This is a genomic window from Planomicrobium soli (assembly GCF_003014655.1).
Lineage (GTDB): Bacteria > Bacillota > Bacilli > Bacillales_A > Planococcaceae > Planococcus > Planococcus soli_B.
Genome location: NZ_PYAT01000004.1, coordinates 134,284 through 157,166 on the forward strand (window position 1 = coordinate 134,284; position 22,883 = coordinate 157,166).

Here is a 22,883-nt window from a genome sequence, read left to right on the forward strand (position 1 = left end):
AAGAACGTTTTCTTATTTTACCGAAAGGCTCAAATTATTTGTTTTCGAAGTATAGAAGTTAAACAATTTATCTTCATTTTTAAATTCCACTGAAGCAATACGCTTTATATTGATTAATTGATGCCCGTTGAATCTTACAAAGACGGTACAGAAAGATTTGTTCAACTTGCTTAATTCCGCAAAATCTACAGAAAACTGTCCGAAATTTCCTTGAATGTGAAAATCACACAAAAGCTCATTTTTATAGTCAGCCCGATCGCGAATCAATACAGAATCAATATGGTTTATATCATCGCCATAAATTTCGAAAGTTTGAACGTATTGGTTATTGATGATATAGGAATCCAATGCTCTTGCATGCATGGGAATACGGATAAAACGATAAGCATCTTGCAAAAACGGAACTTCATAATAAGCCAAGGAATCTTTAATCACATGCTTTTTAGTTTTATCAAACTTGTACCATTCAAAGAGTTTGATAAAGTCATCTTCACGGCCTTCCATGAACAGATCGATAGCAGTCCGGTACAGTGGCACTTTAAACTCTTCTCTGAAGTTGTATCTTAAATCCGTAGTAGTAGCCACAGTCTCTTTCAGGAATTCAAGAAACGGTTTTTTATCTTTGGAGCGTGCAAAAAGCATGCTGTCAAAGGTCCTTAAGATATCATATTCGTAAATTCGGTTTAATATAATTTTTTCCTTTTCTACTTCCAAATTCAAGGATTTGATATAGTGGACTATTTTAAGGTCCAATTTACGTTTATCCAAGGCCGTGGTCACTTTTGTCAACGAGCTGTCGTTTTCAGCAGTCCGATTTACGTAATAAATGGGCGCGGTAGTGGTAGACACGGAATTGGCATGCAGAAATACTTCAATGAAAAACGATTTATCTTCTCCAAATTTCATTTCAGGAAATCTGATATTGTGTTCATTCAACAGTGATAATCTTACTGCTCTCGCTCTTGGGCCCATATGGTAGAAAAAATAAGGGATAGCAAACGGAGAAACATTTCGGCGTTCACTTATGGATTCGAATTCGCCGATAATGCTTTGTCCACTATTCTCATATTTGATGGTTTTTCCGACAACATAGTCATCGCCGGTTTCCTCTAAAATTTTGCATAAACGCTCAAGCCCATCCTCTTCCAGCCAATCATCAGCGTCTAAAAACGTAATATACTTTGATGTTGCTAATTCGATCCCGATGTTTCTTGGCAATCCAGCAGATCCGCTGTTTTCATGCAGTTGCACAAAGCAAATATGATCGTATTTTGAAGCATATTCCCGGATGATGCTCGAAGTATGGTCAGAAGAACAATCGTCCACGATAATATATTGAATTTGATCTTTGTTTAGCGTTTGAGCAAGTACAGAGTCCATTGTTTTTTCAATAAATTGTTCTGCATTATAAGCTGGTGTAACTACGGTTATCATTTTATTGGCTTTTGGCTTAAAAAACTTGTTTTTAAATGAGTTTGGATTATTTACAATGGTCACTTTATTGCTGGTTATGTAGTTTGCGGCTTTTTGCCTAAGTGTTTGATCCATGAATTTGCCCCCTAAAACTTGCTTTATATATCTACTATGCATAACTACCCTTTTCTTTAGCTAGCTCAAACAAGAAATAGAGCAGCAGGAAGAATTTTTAATGGAAAGGTTATAGTATGCTGCATATCTATCTAATCTAACAAAAGTATATGACGAGAAGGTTAAAGTTTTGTAAAGCTTGGTTCACTATTTTAAAAATGGGAATTACAAGAAAGAAGTTCTGTTAGCTCGCTGCAGAATATTATATTTATGCTATAATATAAAGGTTGAATTTCTTATAGACTCAATTTATTCCATTAGAAAAGTTTAAGAAATATAAGGCAAGAGAAAGGAAATATGATAATGAAAACCGGTATTAAGATTGCTCAAACAGCCGATAAGCTATCAGTCATGATGGAATTGACTGAAGCATACTCCATTCGCAATATTGTCCTTGAAAATACATATTCAAATGAGAAAAAAATATACCCGGTTACCAAATCGGGATCCCACTTTTTGTTCGAAATATACCAGAATCATTTTTTGTCCGATTTAAAAAATGAAGATCTTATTTCTGTACAAACTCCAGAATTGGACCCGATTATATCTGAAGATGCTTTAGAAACAATTATAGAGCCGGAAGAAGAAGTAGCTGAACGAGTAGGCATCTGGCATTGGTACGCAGAGGTGCTGGTTGATACGGAACGGGCTTCTGAAGGGCTTCAAAGCCGCATTGCCAAAAATGTAGAAGAACAGCTAGAAGCAAACAGCAAAACTGGTTGGGTCCAAGACGGCGATACCTATAGACGCGATTTGCGGTTAGGCAAGTTCAAGAATACAGACATCGAAGGCTTGCAAAAAGTTTCAATTGATGGCCATTCGTTGCTGACGTATATCAACAGCCATGGTTATTTTGTTACAGCCTTTGATGAAAAAGTTTCTGGCAAAACCAGAATACAAGTCGAACAACTTAAAACAACCAAACATACTGTAAGAGTTGAAGGGCGCTTGAACACGGGCTATTTCGCTATCACCAACTGCAGAGCTGTTCTTAAATCACGGACTACTGTCAATGAGTATTTTGCGGATGTTGCCTTGGAGCGTGACGAAAGTACTTTCCGGACAAAGTTTGGAAAGAATATCTATCTGTTTAATATGGACATTGATTTTAATCATCTTTTAGCTTATCAAGAAGATATTTACGACTTGTTTATCGAAGCGACCATTCCGTTTTCGCAAGAACCAGTGCGGATTCGTGTCGGCAGACCGACTTTTAGAGCTAAGCACTTTTTTGGCGAGCTGGCTGGTAAAAGTGAACAAGGCATTCTTCTTGTGAATCCGTATTACACACTTTATAAAGCCAATTTATCTTTTGAAGTCTTTCCGTTTCTCGAAGAGAATTACCAGTATTTGAAAAAAGCCCGGAAATTCTCATGGCTGAAACAATTGGTGAACCGTAAAAAAGATATTTGGTTAGTAGGAGAACGCCCTTATAAAGCGCAAGATACAGGATTCCATTTCTTTAAATATATGAGAGAGAATCATCCTGAAAAAAATGTTTACTATGTGATCCAAAAAGATTCTCCAGAGCGTGCAAATGTAGCGCCGCTGGGCAATGTCTTAGAATTCGGCTCCAAAGAACATATAAAAAATGTAATTATTGCTACTAAAATCTTGTCATCACATCATGCAAATTATTTGTTCCCGCTGCGCACAAAATCCTTTAGCAACATTGTCCGTGCAACACGTGTTTTCCTGCAACATGGCGTCATGGGTGTAAAGAACATGAATAATATATATGGTGTCGATTCTTCTACGTTCAATGCAGACCTATTTATCACAAGTTCCGATTATGAAAAAGGGTACATTACAAAGGATTTTGGCTATAAGAAAAGTGAAGTGGCTGTAACAGGGCTTTCACGTTTCGATGCCTTATTTGCTAAAGATGTCCCAGTGAAAAGACAAGTGTTAATCATTCCGACTTGGAGAGACTGGATCCAAAACATCGAATCATTTCTTGAAAGTGAGTACTTTGCCCGCTATAACAGTCTGATCAACAACGAAGAACTTCTGCGGCATTCCAAAGAAAACGGGTACGAAGTTGTCTTTTGCCTGCATCCGAACATGCAGATGTTTTCTTCATATTTCGATAATCCGAATGTCAAAATCATTTACCAAGGCGAAGTTGATGTGCAAAGGCTTATTAAAGAAAGCATCTTGATGATAACAGATTATTCCAGCGTCGCTTTCGATTTCAGTTTCCTGCACAAGCCGGTCATTTACTATCAATTTGATATGTTGCGGTTTATTGGCAGAAGAGGCTCGCATATTGATATGTATAACGATTTGCCGGGCGATATTGTCCATGAAGAAGATGCACTGATCAATACGCTAAAAAACTATGTCGATGCTAATTTTGTCATGAAAGATGTGTATAAAGAAAAAGCGAATAAATTTATTGCCTATAAAGATCAAAACGCCTCAAAGCGGATTTTTGAAGCAGCTACTAACTTTAAGAAAAAGACGGATATCGTCAAAGTGATCAAAGACAATGAATTGCTGTTGGATGTTTACCGGAAATTCAGAAAATCCAAATACTATTTCCCGGTGATGAAACAAGCGTATTCTTTAATGAAAACGTTCCTGCCGATCGATAAGAACAAAGTGTTTTTCGAAAGCGGAATCGGCAAAAACTTTGCTGACAGCCCGAAAGAGATTTTTGAAACTTTGCAGGAAGAAAACCGCGATTTGCATTATGTTTGGTCATATAACAAAGTGCTTGGTAAAAACTACAACAATACCAAAGTGATTAAACGGTTAAGCCCAAGTTATTATTACCATTTGGCTACATCCAGGTATTGGGTCAACAACCAAAATTTTCCGACTTACATCAAGAAGAGAAAAGGGACCGACTATTTGCAGACATGGCACGGAACACCGTTAAAGAGAATGCTGCACGATATAGAAGAAATACAGGGAAGAGATGAAACCTACTTAGACCGTGTTTCAGAAGCAGTAAAAAGCTGGGATTATTTAGTTTCTCCATCCAAATATGCGTCAGATAACTTTAAGACAGCATTCCAGTATACCGGTTCAATCATTGAAGAAGGCTATCCGCGCAACGATATTTTTTATCGGGAAGATTCGGCGTTAAAAGCGGAAGAGTTAAAAGCGAGACTTAATATTGATCCAAATAAAAAGGTTATTCTTTACGCAATGACGTTCCGTGACAATCAAACAAATGGGAAGAGGTTTACACTCGATATTCCGCTGGATTTCCAAAAATTCCATGAGCGGTTTGGAGATGAGTATGTATTGCTTGTTCGGCTGCATGTTGTAATAAGCAAAAAACTTAAAATCCCTGTTGATTATAAGGAATCCATCAAGAATGTTTCCGCTTATCCGGACATTCAGGAATTGATGCTGATGTCAGATATACTGATTACCGATTATTCTTCCGTATTCTTTGATTTTCTGAATACCGATAAGCCGATCTTATTCTACACGTATGACTTGGAAGAATACCGTGATAAGCTTAGAGGCTTTTATCTTGATTTTGAACAAGAGGCACCAGGGCCGCTTTGTCTGGAAGAAGATAGGCTGTATGATGCTATCGCAAATATCGAGCAAGTAAAAGAAGAATTTAAAGAAACTTATCAAGAAGCTAAAAACCGTTTTTGTTACCTGGACGATGGAAAGGCAGCAAAACGCGTTGTAGAACGAGTTTTCAAATAAACGCAGTTAAAAAAGGCTGTTTGGTTCCTGGTCAAAAGGAGCCAAACAGCCTGTTTTATGTGTGTGCTATTGTGTAAATGTGTAGAAAATAGAGAGAGGAATGAGGAGAACATTGTCTTTTGCAATTGATGAAGGTAATAAGAAAATTTCAAATCGGCTGCCATACAATTGGACCCAGCATTCACTTATAGCGCATGCTGCCGGCGGGATTGATGGAATGGTTTACACAAATAGTTTAGAAGCTTTTGAAGCAAGCTATCAAAAGGGCCACCGCCTTTTTGAAATCGATTTAGCAATTACAGCTGATGGCGAATTAATAGCCAGGCATGGATGGGAAAATACATACGGACAACATTTCAATCCTGAAGAAGGCCCCTTAAGCTATGATCACTTTATGAAAAGCCTCTACTTTGAACAGTACACTCCCTTGGATTTTAATGCAGTGCTTGAATTGATGGAGCGGCATCAAGATGCCTATCTCATTCTGGACGGAAAAGTTTCTTCAGTGGCGGAAACCCGGGAGTTATACAGGAAGGTGGAGGCAGCACTTGAAAAAACAAAAAAAGGGCTAATGGATCGGCTGATTCCTCAATTGTTTTATGAAGGTGATATTGAAGTTTTTCGGCAACTCGGTTTTCAAGACCTTATCTATGTGGTGGGGCGTGAAGACTACACACCTGAATCCGTAGCTGTTTTTTGCAAGGAGCACGATATCAGGGTTGTAAGTTTATCAAGGAGCAGGACAAACGAAGAATTTGTAAAAACATTAAAAACCAATCAAATCGATGTATACATGTACACATTCAATGATATGGAAAAAATGGAACCGTATATGGACATGGGAGTAAGGGGATTTTTTACTGATATGCTCTCGCCTGGAAAAAGGAAAAGCGCCGAATAAGGCGTTTTTTTTTTGATAAAGAATGATAGGGAAAGGATAGGTATGAAAGCATAAATATTCAAGTGTTTTTTAATATTTCTTGTAAGTTGGTAATTATATGACAGCAATCGGACTTTGTTCTTATATGCCCTTTACATCCGCCTATTTTTAATACCATAATATTTAGTGCCTATGATACAGAGAAAAATAGGTAAGAATATAAGGGATAAGGAGGAGAAAGTGTTTTTGAAGAATATAATTGAAAACAGAAAAATTTTGGCAATAATTTTGGTGTTGCTGCTTGGCCTAGGTGCAGTATTTTTTAACGCTGACACTGGCTATGCAGCTGACTCCTATAAGGGAATTGCTTTAAAAAATCCGACCAACATCTACAGTTCTACATCCAGCAGTTCGACTGTCCTCAAATCTTACCGACAAGGATCAGTTTTAAAGTATACGTCTTATTCCAATGAATGGTACAGAGCCACAGTTATAGTCAATGGGCAAAGCAAAAGAGGGTTTATCAGTAAAGCGGATGTTGAAAACTTAGATAGTGTCCAACAGTCATTAAGCGGAATCGCTTTGAAAAACCCAACGGCCGTCTATTCTTTTGTTTCACTAAGCTCCAAGAAAGTAAAAACGTACAGCGGAGGGTCGATCCTTAAATATCAGACGTACAGTGAAAACTGGTATAGCGCAACGGTTATCCTGAGCGGAAAGAGAACCACAGTTTATCTGCCTAAAAACTCCGTGGAAAATCGCTTTGTGCAGCAAAAAAGTTTAAGCGGTGTGGCGTTGAAATCTGCGACAGCAATTTATTCCAAAGCTGCAACCAGTTCAAATATTTTAAGAACATATAGCGAAGGAACAATATTGAAATACAAAACCTTCAGCGAAAATTGGTATGAAGCAAAAATTTATTTAAGCGGCAAGGAAACAATAGGTTATATTCATAGCTCACATGTTGAAGATGCACTAGAACAGCAAACCAGTTTAAAAGGTATCGGCTTAAAAAGTCCAACCGCAATTTACTCGCGCGCTTCTATTAATTCAAAGCAATTAAAAACATATGCGGCGGGCGCGATTTTAAGTTATAAAACGTTTACGAGCCAATGGTATCAAGCGACTATTTATCTAAATGGAGTAAAAACTATCGGATATATCCATACAAGCCATACCGAAGGGATAAATAACGGAAGCGAGTCCTTAAACGGTGTTGCATTAAAAACTCCGACAAACGTTTATGCATTGGCTTCTAGAAACGCAAAAGTTCTGACAACCTACTCAAAACCAAACCAGTTCGCTCTGGAAACATTCTCACCTAACTGGTTTAAAACAAAAGTGACAGTAAACGGAAAAGAAGTTACAGCTTATGTCCATAATGACGATATAAGCAAAGACCGTATTTTGACTACAGTAACTTCATATCCAACAAATTTCAAGAATGTCGTTGATATTCAGATGAACTTGTCGGACCCTCCACAAGTTTCCCGAACAACCGGAGGATGGATGAATGCTTCAAGAAGCCAAGTGGAATATTACGCGAATCCGGCAAACTTCAAGGAAAATACAACCAACTATTATCAATTCCTGGTGTTATCGCAGCCGGCTGGCCTTAATGCAAACGAGGTAAACCAAAAAATATTATTTAATCATGGCATCTTGACTGGAAAAGCCCAGGCGTTCATCGACGCAGGGAAAAAATACAATGTGAACGAAGCTTATTTGATCTCCCATGCGTTGCTGGAAACCGGAAACGGCAGTTCAGTATTGGCTAAGGGAATCCCAGTAGATATAACTGGAAAAATGGTAAGTGAGAAAGACGCGGCTTATACGGTCTACAATATGTATGGAATTGGCGCCACTGACGATTGTCCGGAATCTTGTGGAGCCAAGCGAGCTTTTGATGAAGGCTGGTTCACACCGGAAGCGGCTATCGTTGGAGGAGCAGATTTTATCCGGACTTACATCGCGCGGGGGCAAGACACGCTGTATAAAATGCGTTGGAATCCAGCGAAGACGGGAACTCAACAATACGCGACAGATATAGGCTGGTCAATCAAACAAACTGCACGAATTGAACAGCTTTATAAATTAGTGGACAACTTTGTTTTAATCTTTGATGTGCCCCAGTACGGAAGCCAGCCTGCTTCTTCGGGCGATCCTGCCGCTTATTTAGTGGTGAAACCTACAACGTATCCAGCGGGGATTTACGGCATCAATACCGCAACAATAGAATTGAATTTAAGAGATAAACCAACTACGAGCAACTCAAAAATACTTAAAACGATTCCAGTTAAAGCTAAATTTGATGTTCTTCAAAAAGACGGCAATTGGTATCAAGTGAAGTACAGCGGCACGATGGGCTGGGCCAGCGCTGACTATGTAGATTTACTGAACTTGTTGGAAGTGAAGACGAATGGCTTGAACGTTCGGACTGACTCTAAAGCTACATCAGCTTCTTTAGGAAAGGTGGATACCGGAACATTGCTGCCAGCTGCTATTGATAGCAGCAACCAACTGATCAGAAGCAACGAGTGGTACAAAATCACTTATAATGGCAAGGCTGCCTGGGTTAGCGGCGGCAAAAATGGAACGGAATATATTACAGTGAAATAATACGATTAATTTAAAGGAAACCCGGTGGGCAGTCACAGCACCAGGTTTCCTTTTTTGTTATTCAAGAATCAGATTGCCACTGACCACTTGGTTTGTTATAGTAATTCATTAGATTGCTTGTTAAAAAAACAGTTGTTTTGCTAAATTATCGCAGAATCGACAAGTTCCAGAAAGCCTCCAATTCTCTTATATGCTATAATACTTGAGGAAGTAAAGAGGATCAAAACCGTTAAATTTAGCAGTCAAAAATAGAAAATAACACAAATGATAAGAAACTTAGTGAAAGTTTAGAACGAGAAAGTTCCTTAACTTATTCTCTGCTAAGCTATTTGGAATTGAGGAAGGAAAAATATGAAGCCATTGTTTAAAATCTTGAAAGAACAAATAGAATCAATCTATTTGATCCAGCGTTTAGCGACATTCCATATTAGAATAGAAAACCGCAACAATGTATTGGGATTTGCTTGGGAAATATTGAATCCAGGTATTCAGATGGCGATGTATTGGTTTGTCTTCGGTTTAGGTTTAAGAGGGAATGAACCGATAGATGGTGTTCCGTTTGTTTTTTGGATGCTGGCAGGTATATCCATGTGGTTCTTCATGAACCAAGGAATTCTGGATGGCACAAAATCGATCCATCAAAAATTCAACCTTGTTGCGAAGATGAATTTTCCGTTATCAACGCTGCCTAGTTATATCATCACGAGCAAGCTTTATGGACATCTATTCTTATTGTCACTATTGATGATCGTCTTTTGGCTTAATGGCTATTTGCCATCGATTTACTATATTCAATTGATTTATTTTATTGGCATCTCGTATTTGTTCACTTTTGCGGTTACGCTTTTGACATCGACGCTTGCCGTAGTAGTGCGGGACATCCAGATGGTCGTCCAGTCAACGCTGCGCATCATGTTTTTCATGTCACCGATTCTTTGGCAAACTGAACGTTTGCCCGATGTCATACAACCATTCATGATGCTAAACCCGTTCTATTATTTGGCAAATGGCTACCGCGCGTCGCTTCTATACAACGAATGGTATATCACAGAGCAATGGGAAATGACCCTATATAACCTTGGGTTGATTTTCTTCTTATTGCTAGTAGGATCGGCAGCTCACTTTAAATTCAGAAACCGTTTTTCAGACTTTATTTAAAAAGACGCTAGTGGGAAAGGTGTTAATATGAAAGAAGCTGTAGTAGTAAAAAATGTATCCAAAAAATACCGCATGTACCGCTCGAAAAAAGAGCAATTAAAAGATTTGCTTCTTCCTGGAAAAGCCGGCAAAAATTTTAACGCCGTAGACGATGTTTCGCTGACTGCATATGAAGGGGATGTTATCGGTTTAGTGGGCATCAACGGCTCTGGAAAATCGACCCTCAGCAATATGATCGGAGGAATCGTGCCGCCAACAACAGGGGAAATCATTAAACAAGGCAATACGCATGTTATTGCGATCAATGCTGGGCTTAACAATGAACTGACCGGTATGGAAAATATTGAGTTCAAATGTTTATTGATGGGTTTCAGTAAGGAGAAGATTAGACGTTTGACACCGGAAATTGTCGCTTTCTCCGAACTTGGCGATTTTATCTATCAACCGGTTAAAAAGTATTCGAGCGGGATGAAGTCGAAATTAGGCTTTGCCATCAGCGTCTCTGCTGATCCCGATATTCTGGTGATTGATGAAGCTTTATCGGTGGGAGACCAAACCTTTACCAATAAAAGTTTGGATCGCATGAACGAATTCAAAGATAAAGGCAAAACTATTTTTTTCGTCAGCCATAATCTTGGACAAGTAAAAAAATTCTGCCAGAAAGTTGCTTGGCTTGAAGGCGGCAAGTTAAAAAAGTACGGACCGACACAAGAAATCATGAAAGAATATGAAGAGTTCATTGACCAGTACAAGAAGCTTTCCAAAAAAGAGCAAGAAGCGTTTCGCCAGGAAACTGCCAAAAGAAGAGAAGGATAAGTTTTTGATAGAGCCGGCCAATCGGATCTTTCCGGCCCATAATAAAAGGAAAAATCGAAGAAGAGTTCAGACCAAAATTTGGTCTGAACTCTTTTTTTGTGCTAAAAGATTGATATTCAGACAAATTAACAAATTTCAATAATTACAATTAACGGGTATTTTAGCCTATGAACTTTTAATTTTTTTGTAATATAAGAAAAAAAGTCAGGATATTTTGCACAATCAAAAAAATGATACTCTATGATAGAGTTATAAAAGCTCGAATCCATATGAGTGATTACATTACAAATTATGTTAAAAGTATGGGTCAAATAAAGGTGTATGGCTCATCTACGTTGAATACAAGATAAAACAGGGGGGAAAAGAAGAATGAAACAAGTAAAACTGCTCATAGCATTATTTCTCGTACTTTCATTAATATTACCTTCAACTGTGTCGGCAGCTGGAAGTACGACCGCAACAAAAGAGGTGGTTAGTTCCATCAGTTTGTTAGGGAAGTTCAAAAGCACGAACAACTACATATACAAGGACTACAAAAAAACTTCCGCCTTTACTAAGGCAGGAACAGGAAATTTCAACGAAGTGTTCTATATCAAGAAACAAGCCACGTATAACAATGTGCTTTATTACTTGGTCAGCCGTAACCCGAGCGCGACAAGCGGTGTGGTCGGCTGGGTAAAAGCGAAAGACCTTACTGTACAGAAACACACGGTAGTAGATAAAAAGGCAAAGACGTTCATCGTTAAAGGAACCGGCAGTGCTTATACGAAACCATGGGGCGGAACAAGGAATTATTATTATCAAAGCCTCGCAGCAAGCAAGGGCCGTGAGTTTAAAGTGAACTTGACGGAAAAAGCGGGAAGTGTGGTCTGGTACAGAGGCGTTGTAAACGGAAAAACAGTGTGGATCGAAGCGCAGCATGTTTCTGCTCCAACAGCTAGTCCAGCCTCAACGACCGGAGTGGTCAGCTCAGTAAACTTGCTGGGGCACCTAAAAAGTACCAGCAACTACATCTACAAGGATTACAAAAAAACTGCTGTGTTTACCAAAGCAGGAGCAGCAAACTTTGACGAAGTTTACTATATCAAGAAACAAGCCACTTTCAATAATGTGCTTTATTACCAAATTAGCCGCAATAATAGCGCAACAAGCGGTGTGGTCGGCTGGGTAAAAGCGAAAGACCTTACTACCCAGAAGCATCTAGAAGTAGATAAAAAGGCGAAAACGTTCTACGTAAAAGGAACCGGCAGCGCTTATACGAAACCGTGGGGCGGAACAAGGAATTACTATTACAAGAGCCTTGCTGCAAGCACGGATAACGAGTTTAAAGTGAACGTGACAGAAAAAGTGGGAAGCGCAGTTTGGTACAGAGGCGTTGTAAACGGAAAAACAGTGTGGATCGAAGCGCAACACGTTTCAGTTGTGAAAAAGACGGCCACAAGCAAATTAGGGCACGTAAAAACAAATGCTGTAAAAATCTATCCAGATATCGACAAGTTGTCCTCCTCTATTACTGCGGGCACAACTTATACAAATACTGTTCTTTATATCAAGAAAGAAGCGGCAGTAAACGGACAGAAATATTATCTGTTAGGAAAAACTGCAAGCATAACAACGGGAATTATCGGGTGGGCAAAAGCAGAGGACGTGAATGCACAAGCGCATTCATCGGTAGATAAAAACACCAAAACCTTTTATATCTTAGGAACTGGCAGTGCCTACAACAAACAATGGGGCGGCACAAAAGATTATTACTTTGAAAAACTTAGCAGCAGCAAAGATCGCGAATTTCTAGTCAATTTGACAGAAAAAGTGGGAAGCACAATTTGGTACAGAGGTGTTTTAAACGGCAAGACGGTATGGATCGAAGCGAAATATGTAACATCAACAAAACCGCTTCAGTCAACACCAGTAGCACCAACACCGGCACCAGCACCAGTAGCACCAACGCCGGCACCAGCACCAGTAGCACCAACACCGGCACCAGCACCAGTAGCACCAACACCGGCACCAGCACCAGTAGCGCCAACGCCGGCACCAGCACCAGTAGCACCAACACCGGCGCCTGTAGTGAAAGAAGAAAGCCCAGTAAGCTTAATAGGGAAAATAGGAGCTCTAACTGTTCGGATTTATGCTGATTACACAAAACAAACAGCATATACAGAAGCAGGCGCAACCAATACAAACGAATTATTTTATATCAAAAAGCAAGGTTTGTTCAATAACATTCTTTACTATCAGCTTAGCCGAAGCGAAAGCGGAACAGATCTTGTCGGCTGGGTGAAAGCAAGTGATATCGCTACTCAAACACATACAAAAGTAGATACAGATGCCAAAACTTTTTATCTAAAAGGAACAGGCAGTGCTTTTACAAAAATTTGGGGCGGCACGAAAAACCTTTCAATACAGGATATGACTTTATTAAAAGGCTCAGTGTTCCAAGTGAACGCAACTGAAAAAGCAGGAAATGCAATTTGGCATCAAGGAATAGTAAGCGGCAAAACCGTTTGGATCCAAGCGGCTCATTTATCGCCATCTTTGGAAAACCCAGTAAGTTTGCTTGGTAAAATCAACGCTCTAACTGTTCGCATTTATCCTGATTACTTGAAACAGGCAGCTTTTTCGGAAGCGGGAACAGCAAATACCGATGAAGTGTTTTACATCAAAAAACAAGCAGCATTCAATAATGCTACTTATTACTTGATCAGCCGCAGTCCGAGCAGCACTACAGGTGCAGCAGGCTGGGTTAAGTCGACGGATATTGAAACAGTAAATCATGTAACTGTAGATAATATTGCTAAAACCTACAACGTTAAAGGTACAGGCACAGCTTACTCAGCTCCATGGGGCGGCACGAAAAACATCGTCTTCCCGGATTTAAGCTCTTTGAAAGGCGCTGTCTTCAACATCACTTTGACGGAAACAGCAGGCGGCCAAGTATGGCATCAAGGAACACTTAGCGGCAAAACAGTCTGGATCCAAGAAGCGGATTTGATCAAAGTGGAAATGAAAACTACTCAATACAACTACACATTTGATGAAGCATTAGCAAGACAAATGAAAGTTTTGCAGCAAACAGACAAATATGCCAACAGCAAAGCGTACGTCGCCAGTTCGGCAGTGGGTGCTATTAACTCATCCTCAACCATCACAACAGATGGTGCAAGACTGCGTAAATCAGCGGATTTTTCGGACAATATTTCTTATACCGTTAATAAAGGCACAAAAATCAATATCATCAGCACCGTAACCGGAGCTTTGTCTTCCGGCAGCACGAAGTGGTACAAAATCAGTTACGCGGGCGAAACATTATATGTTCATTCATCTATAGTCAATACTGGCACCACAACAGCGACTCTGGCTGTTAGAACAAATGTCATGAGTGCTGAAAGTGCAACAAGCCATGTGTATGGAGCTCTTGCTGCAGGAACAACAGTCACGATCAAAAACCAAGGCACAGGATGGCATGAAATCAGTTATGGCGCTTGGAGAAATCCGACACAAAGTGATGTAGCTATGTATTTAGAGCCAAACAATAACGACAAATTCCAACACTTGTTGTTGACTTCAAGTGCCGGAGTATCTGCTGCGGATTTGAACAAAATTTTGGTTGGCAAAGGTATCCTCACAGGCCTTGGCCAAGCATTTATTAATGGCGGTAAGCAGTACGGAGTGAACGAAATTTACCTGATCTCACATGCTTTGCTAGAAACCGGTCAAGGTTCGTCTCAATTAGCAACGGGCGTAGAAGTCGGGAAAAATGCAACAGGCACGCCAGTACTGGTTACTACAGCAAACCGTTCAAGCTTAACGGCAATCAAAACAACCCATAACATGTTCGGGATAGGTGCAATTGACGGAAATGCTCTTGCGGCAGGTGCTATTAGAGCCTATAACTCTGGATGGTTTACACCTGAAGCTGCTATTATCGGCGGTGCACAGTTTGTCGGAACAAATTACCTGAACAGAGGCCAGGACACGCTTTACAAAATGCGCTGGAATCCGGCAAATCCTGCCACACACCAGTATGCATCCGATATCGGTTGGGCTGCCAAGCAAACCTCACGGATGAATGCTTTGTATAATATGTTAGATTCTTACACTATTACTTTAGATATTCCCAAATATAAGTAGGTTAAACCTAAAATGTAAAAAAGTTTTTTAAATTTTAATTTGAATTTTGAAGAAAGGGTAGAAGGCGTTTGCCGGAAGCATTTTCTTCAAAATTCCTCAATAGAAACTAAGCGTTTTAACCATTAGTGAAACACCCAGCAGAAAACTTACAGTGCACATAAATATATCTCATATTTGAAACTTGGAGGAAATAATGAAGAAATTAATCATCATAATAACGTTATTTTTACTTTGCAGCTCTTTGTTCCCGGCCCAATTTCTAGCAGCAGACACGGTTAGTACTACTACTCAAAAAACTACGGCAACTGATGGCGAATACAACGAATTCGGCATCAAAAAAGGTACAATGGTCCATGGTGAAGATATCAGTAAATTGAGTGAAGAAGAACTTCAGTATATCCCCGAAGGATGGCGCGATGGCGTAGTTGAAGACGTCCACAGCCATGCAGAAGGCGATGGGCATGATCATGAAGCGCCAGCTGGCACAATGTCACGGGCATCAACTTATCCGAATGTGAATGATTACATCGCTTCTAAAAAGTTTACACCAGCTAAAATGGAATACGACTATAAATCGGTTTTCCCGAAAATGAACTACCGGAATGGATATGGAAAAGTGGAAGGCGTTGTTGCACATGAAACGGCAAACGACTCTTCTACAATTACTGGTGAAATTTCTTACATGACAAGAAACTATCAAAATGCGTTTGTCCATGCGTTTGTAGATCATCAGCGCATCATTGAAATCCACCCGACAGGGTACAGTGTCTGGGGTGCGGGACGCACCGGCAACCAACGTTATGCACAAGTAGAACTAGTACGTGTTCACACATTTGATAACTTTGCAAGATCGATCGACAACTATTCTACTTACATCGCTTCTGTATTATACAAGTACAAATTGGGTGTAAGCAGTTCTGAAACAACAGGAACGGGGACATTATGGTCACATGCCGCTGTAAGTAAATTCTTAGGCGGTACTAACCATTCAGACCCACATGGCTATTTTGCGAAATACGGCTATAACTGGAGCCAATTTACTGCATTAGTAACCTTGAAATACAAGCAAATGGCAGGGACTGCTACACCAGTGGCACCGGTAACGCCGGTATCAGCTCCAACTGAAATAACAACGAGCAAGTTAGGGCAATTAAAAACTTCAAGCGCAAAAATCTTTTCTAAACTTACATCAACAGTTTCAACAGTTGCTGGAACTGAAAACATGAACACAACTTTTTATATTAAAAAAGAAGCGACTATGGGCAACTCTAAATACTATTTAATCAGCAAGCAGCCAAGCGCTACTACAGGAGTAATCGGCTGGGTGAAAGACACTGACATCACTGTCCAGACCCATGCGACTGTTGATACAAAAGCAAAAACGTTCTATATCAAAGGAACAGGCAGTGCGTTTACAAAACCTTGGGGCGGCACAAGCGATTACTACTTCAAGAGCCTTGCGGCAAGCACTGGTGCTGAATTCAAAGTCAATCTGACTGAAAAAGTCGGAAGCACCGTTTGGTACCGTGGCGTAGCGAACGACCGGACGATCTGGATCGAAGAGAAAAATGTTGCGGCATCAATCGAAAAAGAAACAAGCAAATTGGGGCATATCAAGAGCAGCACGGTAAAACTTTATCCAGACCTGAGTAAATTAGGTTCAACAATTACAGCTGGTACAACTTATACAAACAAAGTATATTACATCAAAAAAGAAGCTGCGTTGAACGGCGAGACATATTATCTTCTAAGCAACAACCCGAGCAGTACGACAGGTGTTATCGGATGGGCAAAAGCAGTTGACCTGTCGGTGCAGAATCATATGACAGTCGACAAACAAGCAAAAACCTTTTATATCAAAGGAACAGGCAGCGCCTATAAAAAACCATGGGGCGGCACAAACGATTACTTTTTCAAGAGTCTATTGGCGAGTACAGGCGTTGAATTCAAAGTTAACATGACTGAAAAAGTCGGAAGCACAATTTGGTACCAAGGTGTGGCGAACGACCGCACAATCTGGGTCGAAGAAAAAGACGTTACAGCTTCTACTATCCAAAAGACCAACATCAGCAAAGTGGGACAAATCAAAAGCAGTACGGTAAAGATCTATAAAGACCTTTCTAACTTATCTTCAACGCTTACTGCTGGAACAACGTACACAAATACCACTTACTTCATCAAACAACAAGCGGTATTGAACGGTGTTACTTACTACTTGGTGAGCAACAACCCAAGCAGCACAACAGGAGTTGTGGGTTGGGTGAAAGTGGGCGACATAACGGCCCACAATCATGTTTCTGTTGACAGCCTTGCAAAAACTTTATACGTCTCTGGAACAGAAAGTTCTTATACGAGAGCATGGGGCGGCGCAAAAGAGGTCAATCTGAAGAGTTTGACTTCACATAAAAACAAAGCATTCAAAGTAACAAAGACTGAGAAAGTCGGAACTTCCCTTTGGTATTACGGAACATTAGATGGCAAAGCGATGTGGATCCGTTATTCTTCTCTAACAACTAAAGCACCAGCAACAAAAGTTTCAGTTCCAGTTATTCCAAAAACAGCGACAAGCAAAGTGGGTCAAATCAAAAGCAGTACAGTAAAGATTTATAAAGACCTTACCAACTTATCTTCAACGCTTACTGCTGGAACAACTTATACAAATACCACTTATTTCATTAAGCAACAAGCGGTAATGAACGGCGTCACTTACTACTTGGTGAGCAACAACCCGAGCAGCACAACCGGCTTAGTCGGTTGGGTGAAAGTGGGCGACATAACGGCCCACAATCATGTTTCTGTTGACAGCCTTGCAAAAACTTTGTACATCAATGGTGTAGGAAGTTCTTATACAAGAGCATGGGGCGGAACAAAAGAAATCAGCCTAAAAAGCTTAACTTCTCATAAAAACAAAGCTTTCAAAGTGACAAAGACGGAAAAAGTCGGAACTTCCCTTTGGTACTACGGAACTTTGGATGGCAAGGCAATGTGGATCCGTTATTCTTCTCTGACGACTCAAGCTCCAGCAACAAAAGTTTCAATTCCAGCTATTCCAAAAACAGCCACAAGCAAAGTGGGTCAAATTAAAAGCAGCACAGTAAAAATTTATAAAGACCTTGCCAACTTATCATCAACGCTAACAGCTGGAACAACTTATACAAATACCACTTATTTCATTAAGCAACAAGCGGTAATGAACGGCGTCACTTACTACTTGGTGAGCAACAACCCGAGCAGCACAACCGGCTTAGTCGGTTGGGTGAAAGTGGGCGACATAACGGCCCACAATCATGTTTCTGTTGACAGCCTTGCAAAAACTTTGTACATCAATGGTGTAGGAAGTTCTTATACAAGAGCATGGGGCGGAACAAAAGAAATCAGCCTAAAAAGCTTAACTTCTCATAAAAACAAAGCTTTCAAAGTGACAAAGACGGAAAAAGTCGGAACTTCCCTTTGGTATTATGGAACATTGGATGGCAAGACAATGTGGATCCGTTATTCATCACTTACAAGCAAATAACAGAGAGTAAAAAAGAGCATCCTTTCTTTCGGGATGCTCTTTTTAATAGGAAGAAAAAATATAATAGATGAGAGAAAAAAGGTATAATTTTTTATTTTTAAGAAAAAATTTCAATATAATTAGTACTAAATATCAGTTTTTTAATAATTCTGATTACAATTCACTATTACTTCCAGAATCTTGTATAATTGTTGATAGACCTAACAATACTAAAGAGGTGAAATCAGTGGAGAAACACGTAGCATGCAAATTTCTAATAAGCTGTTTATTATTGATAGCTGTCATTTTGTCGTCTGCTGCACCGTCACTGGCAGCAGGAGAAGTCCCGAAAACGGAAGAAGACCCTGTTTTTGTGGTAGTCGGCCCTGGGGGACCTTCTACTCCAGGCAAGCAAGAAGCTGATCCTAATTTCTCAGGGAATGCTGCAGTCGTAGTGGCAGGATTAGCAGATGATAACGGCAACCTGGCTATCCACTTTAGTGATGTAACAGTTGCAAAAATTTTGGTCAGCAAAAAACCGCTAAAAATAGACATGCCGGCGGCAGATCTGGTGTTCTCTGCTAAAAATGTCAGAGAAATTGTGACTGCTGCAGGAGACGTCTTCACTTTGCAGATTGGATACGGCAGTGCCAGTAAAATCGGCAACCGTACAGCTGTAACCAAGCAGATTTCAATCGGCGTGAAAAACGTAGGAGGAAACAATAAAGCGGTCACCTTTTCTCCTGCTGCAAAGTTGGCTTTCAAAGTGAGCAGCAGCGCTAAAAATTTGAAAGGCGCTAAAAAAGCGGCCAATGGCCAATGGAAAAATGTGGCCGGCAGTAAAAGCGGCAACACTTTTACGGTTTCTGTAAAGGATCTTGGAGAGTACACAGTTGTTTCTAATTAAAATAACCCGTTGAAAAAGGCAGGACCTCTTATTATGAGGCTCCGGCCTTTTTATATAGAAATACATTAGCATTGATTATCCTTAGGCTATTTGTTATATTGATTCGGAGTGTTGTAAATTTCTCTAGTCAATAATAACAATGCCGCAAGTTATAAAATACCATTTTTATTTTGAAACTATCAGCATTTTGGAACGTCTACTAAATGACCATAAAAGATGAAAAGAGTTGAACATATGAACAAGCGATTGGAAAACAGAAAATCTGCTCAAACAAGAAAACGCGTGCTCATGGCCATTTGGTCTTTTGTGTTATTAGCAGCCATCGGGTTAGGCGGTTACTTTTTAGTCGCAACACCTGATTCGTCGGCTCAACTAGTCAGCAAACAAGATCTATTTGCCGGAAAAACATACCCCGGCTTTGAAATAGCAGAAGAAGACATCGCAGCCTTGAAGCCGCCTGAAGCTCCTGCAGAAGGCAAAGTGGAAGATGCTAGGCCAGTAGAAACGGTAGAGCCGTCTTCGGAAGAGCCGCCAGCAGAAGAACCAGCTGCAGAGCCAGTTCCTGAGGTTATTGAAAGCGCTGAGCCGGTAGTGGCTCCCAAGAAAGATTTATCAACTACAATAGCCAATGCAAAATCATACGTGTACACCATCTACACTGATTTGGAGCAAGGCTCCGGGTTCCTATTCAATACCAATGGAGATATTCTGACAAACGCCCACGTTGTCAAAGACGCGTCTTATGTCATTCTGACAAATAGCGATGGCCAGGAGTTTACCGGACAAGTAATCGGCATATCGGAAACAACGGATGTCGCGCTTGTACGTGTCGAAGATCTGGCTGGGAAAGAGCCGATGGGGATTGAAATGTCCCAAGTGGCAGTAGGAACCGAAGTATTCGCCCTAGGAAGCCCTGAAAACATCAGCAACACCGCAACTGAAGGCCAGATTACTGGAGTTAATAAAAACTTCTCGGATGACTATGAATACAAAGATTTATACGAAATGAACGCAACGATCAAAAAAGGTTCAAGCGGCGGCCCATTGATTGCTGCAGAAAGCGAACGTATTTTAGGCATCAACTCGATCATTCTGCAGGAAGATCCGAAAATCGGCTATGCGATTCCAATCTACACGGTCATCGGCCAATTGAACGAATGGGTGAAAAACCCGATCCAGTACGAAGAAGACGAAGTCGTTCTGCCAGACGTTAAAGATGCCCATTTTGATGAAGAGCTATTGAGAAGCTTTATAGCAGCGTATTACGAGTTGCTTCCATACTCGTTGAACGATAAGCAAGTTGCTTACTATCAATCCTACCTGCTTCCAGGAAGCGAAGGAGAAGCAGAAGGCAAAAAACTGGTAGATGAACTTGCCATCGAGAACCGAATCTTCGATGTCGTCAAACCAACCATCAAGAACATTGAAATTGGCGAGGAAGAGGCCATTGTCGAAGCGGAAGCTGTTTTTACATTCCACAGCCCGGAAGACGACGAAACCGCTACAATCACCCATAACAAGCGATATACGGTAGTCATCGATGAATTCGGTGATTACATGATTAAAACAGCTGAAAATTACTAAGCAAAAAAGCTCGAGACTGGTTCTCGGGCTTTTTGTTTGTGGTTTTGAAGAGAGGAGGGGTGGCTGGAAACTATTGCTTCATGAAGTTTTGGGGTTTTAACATGAACTAAGAAGTGTTCTACATGACATCTTGCGAGTTCTACATGAACTATCTGAGTTTTAACATGACGACCAGTGATTCTATTATGAAGTAAGCATAACGTGGACTCATTTTATAAGTTGCTGCAATTTTGAGGTGTAGGGTTGGTGGTTAAAAAAGAAGAGTGGCTGGAAACTATTGCTTCATGAAGTTTTTGGATTTTAACATAAACTTAGAAAAGTTTTAAATGACATTTTACACGTTCTACATGAGCAGGCGATGCTTTAACATTACAAATGCAGCTTTCTACATGAACCTCTCCAAGATCAAAGCTTAGGTAAGCACCCACAATCCTCGCTCACCATATCAATAGAAAGAAGGGATGGATTGCCAAAATTTGCTTCATGAAGTTTTCTAACTTTTACATGACGTTTCAGGGGCTCTACATGATTTATTAAATTTTCTTCAAAAAAAACAAAGCGTCCTTTTAAAACATAAAAAAGCCGCCTATCGAAAAACTGATAGGCGGCCTCTTAAAAGCTTCTTAGTAGCTTCTGAAGCTATGGAATTTTGGACCCCAGTATGAATCGTTCAAGCTTACAACTGCTGCTTTAGATCCGCCAGCGTGTACGAACTGGTTGTTGCCGATGTAGATCCCGACGTGCGAGATCCCAGCGCGGTAAGTGTTAGCGAAGAATACCAGATCCCCAGGTTTCGGAGATGAAACAGCTGTCGTTTCTGCGTACTGCGTAAGTGTAGTGCGTGAAATGTTTTTGCCTGCCTGTTTGAATACATATTGAATGAATCCGCTGCAGTCAAATCCTCTAGTTGTCGTGCCGCCGAATACGTAAGGTGTTCCTCTTAGCGCCAATGCTTCAGAAACGACCTTAGAGTCGATAGACGAAGAACTGGATGCTTTTTTCACAGTGCTTGAAGCTTTTGCAGCAGTAGCAGGAGTAACTAACGTGCTTAACACCCAACCGGTTTTTGAACCGACTTTCACTTTATACCAAGTCTGGCTGCCGACTTTCTTTTGGTGAGTGGCAGTAGCTGTAGCACCTTTTTTAGCGACAGTTACTATTTTGTATTTCGTACCCGCATCAGTGCGGACATTTGTATTGCTTTTCATCTTAAAAGTGCCTGATTTAGCTGTTGCCTTGCTTGCAGCAGGAGCAGCTTTTTTCACAGTTGTTTTAGATACAAGAGTGTTCAATACCCAACCGCTTTTCGAGCCGACTTTCACTTTATACCAAGTCTGGCTGCCAACTTTCTTTTGGTGAGTGGCAGTAGCTGTAGCGCCTTTTTTTGCAAGTGTTACTACTTTATATTTCGTGCCCGCATCTTGGCGGACATTCGTGTTGTATTTGAATTTGTAAGTTCCAGAAAGTTTTGTCGCGCTGCCTGAGGAAACTTGTTCGATATCCAAGTTGTACTCGTTATTTACTGACTCGTATGCGACTGCATTGTTTTTAGAGTTGATCGCCGCTTCTGCATCTGTGGCCGAGTTAGATAAGATCAATGAACCCGCTGCTAATAATGTAAAAACTAATTTTCTCATTGTTTTCCCCTAACATTTTTTGTTATCCCAGAATAAGGATTAAGTGTTCTGTCTCTGTTACTTACTATAGGGACTATAGATACAAAACTCAATGTCAGGAGCATTTCGAAAGTATTACAATTGTATTACATGCTAAAAAAACGCTTACAAATGCCGGTATAATAGGATTTAAGAAACAAAGAAATATGTTTAAAAAATGAAAAAAACGGTTATATAAAGAGATTTACGAACAAATTATGTAATTAAATTCTAATTTAAGGGGAGTTTTTTGCTGATTATTTGTAAAATAAGAGCCATATTTTCTAAAAACAATTCATTAAATGCGTTTACCAACTGGATGTTAGATCCAACAGGTGTGTTGAGTAATAAGATAAGTACGAATTTTAAAAA

General features: G+C 40.2%; 11 protein-coding genes. 9 read left to right on the forward strand and 2 right to left on the reverse strand.

The annotated features are described in order from the left end of the window. Nucleotides 1-12: 12 nt before the first annotated feature. Nucleotides 13-1,548 carry a glycosyltransferase family 2 protein gene (locus B0H99_RS06720; protein WP_181313592.1) on the reverse strand — a complete coding sequence of 512 codons (1,536 nt, stop codon included), beginning with the start codon at nt 1,546-1,548 and terminating at the stop codon, nt 13-15. 342 nt (nt 1,549-1,890) lie between these two features. Between B0H99_RS06720 and B0H99_RS06725 the strand changes: the two genes are divergently transcribed. The 9 genes from B0H99_RS06725 (at nt 1,891) to B0H99_RS06765 (ending at nt 20,856) form a co-directional block, all read left to right on the forward strand. Continuing rightward, complete coding sequence (locus B0H99_RS06725) at nt 1,891-5,262, forward strand: CDP-glycerol glycerophosphotransferase family protein (RefSeq protein ID WP_181313593.1); 3,372 nt, start codon at nt 1,891-1,893, stop codon at nt 5,260-5,262. Between the two features lie 112 nt (nt 5,263-5,374). Beyond that, entirely contained in the window at nt 5,375-6,163 is a 789-nt protein-coding gene (locus B0H99_RS06730) for a glycerophosphodiester phosphodiesterase family protein (RefSeq protein ID WP_181313594.1), read from the forward strand. Nucleotides 6,164-6,388: 225 nt separating this feature from the next. Further along, entirely contained in the window at nt 6,389-8,761 is a 2,373-nt protein-coding gene (locus tag B0H99_RS18140; RefSeq protein ID WP_281258865.1) for an SH3 domain-containing protein, read from the forward strand. A 351-nt stretch (nt 8,762-9,112) separates the two neighbouring features. After that, nucleotides 9,113-9,919, forward strand: coding sequence for an ABC transporter permease (locus B0H99_RS06740; RefSeq protein WP_106532889.1), 807 nt, complete (start codon nt 9,113-9,115; stop codon nt 9,917-9,919). A gap of 27 nt (nt 9,920-9,946) precedes the next feature. After that, a complete protein-coding gene (gene tagH / locus B0H99_RS06745; RefSeq protein WP_106532890.1) occupies nt 9,947-10,735 on the forward strand; it encodes a teichoic acids export ABC transporter ATP-binding subunit TagH in 789 nt (262 codons plus the stop codon). Between the two features lie 369 nt (nt 10,736-11,104). Continuing rightward, nucleotides 11,105-14,869 carry an N-acetylglucosaminidase gene (locus B0H99_RS06750; RefSeq protein WP_106532891.1) on the forward strand — a complete coding sequence of 1,255 codons (3,765 nt, stop codon included), beginning with the start codon at nt 11,105-11,107 and terminating at the stop codon, nt 14,867-14,869. Nucleotides 14,870-15,062: 193 nt separating this feature from the next. Beyond that, a complete protein-coding gene (locus B0H99_RS06755) occupies nt 15,063-18,386 on the forward strand; it encodes a peptidoglycan recognition protein family protein (protein ID WP_106532892.1) in 3,324 nt (1,107 codons plus the stop codon). 226 nt (nt 18,387-18,612) lie between these two features. Continuing rightward, nucleotides 18,613-19,272 (forward strand): hypothetical protein, encoded by a 660-nt coding sequence (locus tag B0H99_RS06760; protein ID WP_106532893.1) that lies wholly within the window; start codon nt 18,613-18,615, stop codon nt 19,270-19,272. Nucleotides 19,273-19,506: 234 nt separating this feature from the next. After that, nucleotides 19,507-20,856, forward strand: a complete 1,350-nt coding sequence (locus B0H99_RS06765) for a S1C family serine protease (protein ID WP_245894424.1) — start codon at nt 19,507-19,509, stop codon at nt 20,854-20,856. Nucleotides 20,857-21,479: 623 nt separating this feature from the next. On the opposite strand, the gene B0H99_RS06770 is transcribed toward B0H99_RS06765, so the two are convergent. Further along, a complete protein-coding gene (locus tag B0H99_RS06770; RefSeq protein WP_106532894.1) occupies nt 21,480-22,493 on the reverse strand; it encodes a C40 family peptidase in 1,014 nt (337 codons plus the stop codon). Nucleotides 22,494-22,883 lie beyond the last annotated feature (390 nt).

What these genes read in the sequence shown, in the direction of transcription:
- B0H99_RS06755 (WP_106532892.1), top strand. Translation starts at nt 15,063, where the DNA reads ATGAAGAAATTAATCATCATAATAACGTTATTTTTACTTTGCAGCTCT.
- B0H99_RS06720 (WP_181313592.1), bottom strand. Translation starts at nt 1,548, where the DNA reads ATGGATCAAACACTTAGGCAAAAAGCCGCAAACTACATAACCAGCAAT.
- B0H99_RS06770 (WP_106532894.1), bottom strand. Translation starts at nt 22,493, where the DNA reads ATGAGAAAATTAGTTTTTACATTATTAGCAGCGGGTTCATTGATCTTA.
- B0H99_RS06725 (WP_181313593.1), top strand. Translation starts at nt 1,891, where the DNA reads ATGAAAACCGGTATTAAGATTGCTCAAACAGCCGATAAGCTATCAGTC.
- B0H99_RS06765 (WP_245894424.1), top strand. Translation starts at nt 19,507, where the DNA reads ATGAACAAGCGATTGGAAAACAGAAAATCTGCTCAAACAAGAAAACGC.
- B0H99_RS06740 (WP_106532889.1), top strand. Translation starts at nt 9,113, where the DNA reads ATGAAGCCATTGTTTAAAATCTTGAAAGAACAAATAGAATCAATCTAT.
- B0H99_RS06750 (WP_106532891.1), top strand. Translation starts at nt 11,105, where the DNA reads ATGAAACAAGTAAAACTGCTCATAGCATTATTTCTCGTACTTTCATTA.
- tagH (WP_106532890.1), top strand. Translation starts at nt 9,947, where the DNA reads ATGAAAGAAGCTGTAGTAGTAAAAAATGTATCCAAAAAATACCGCATG.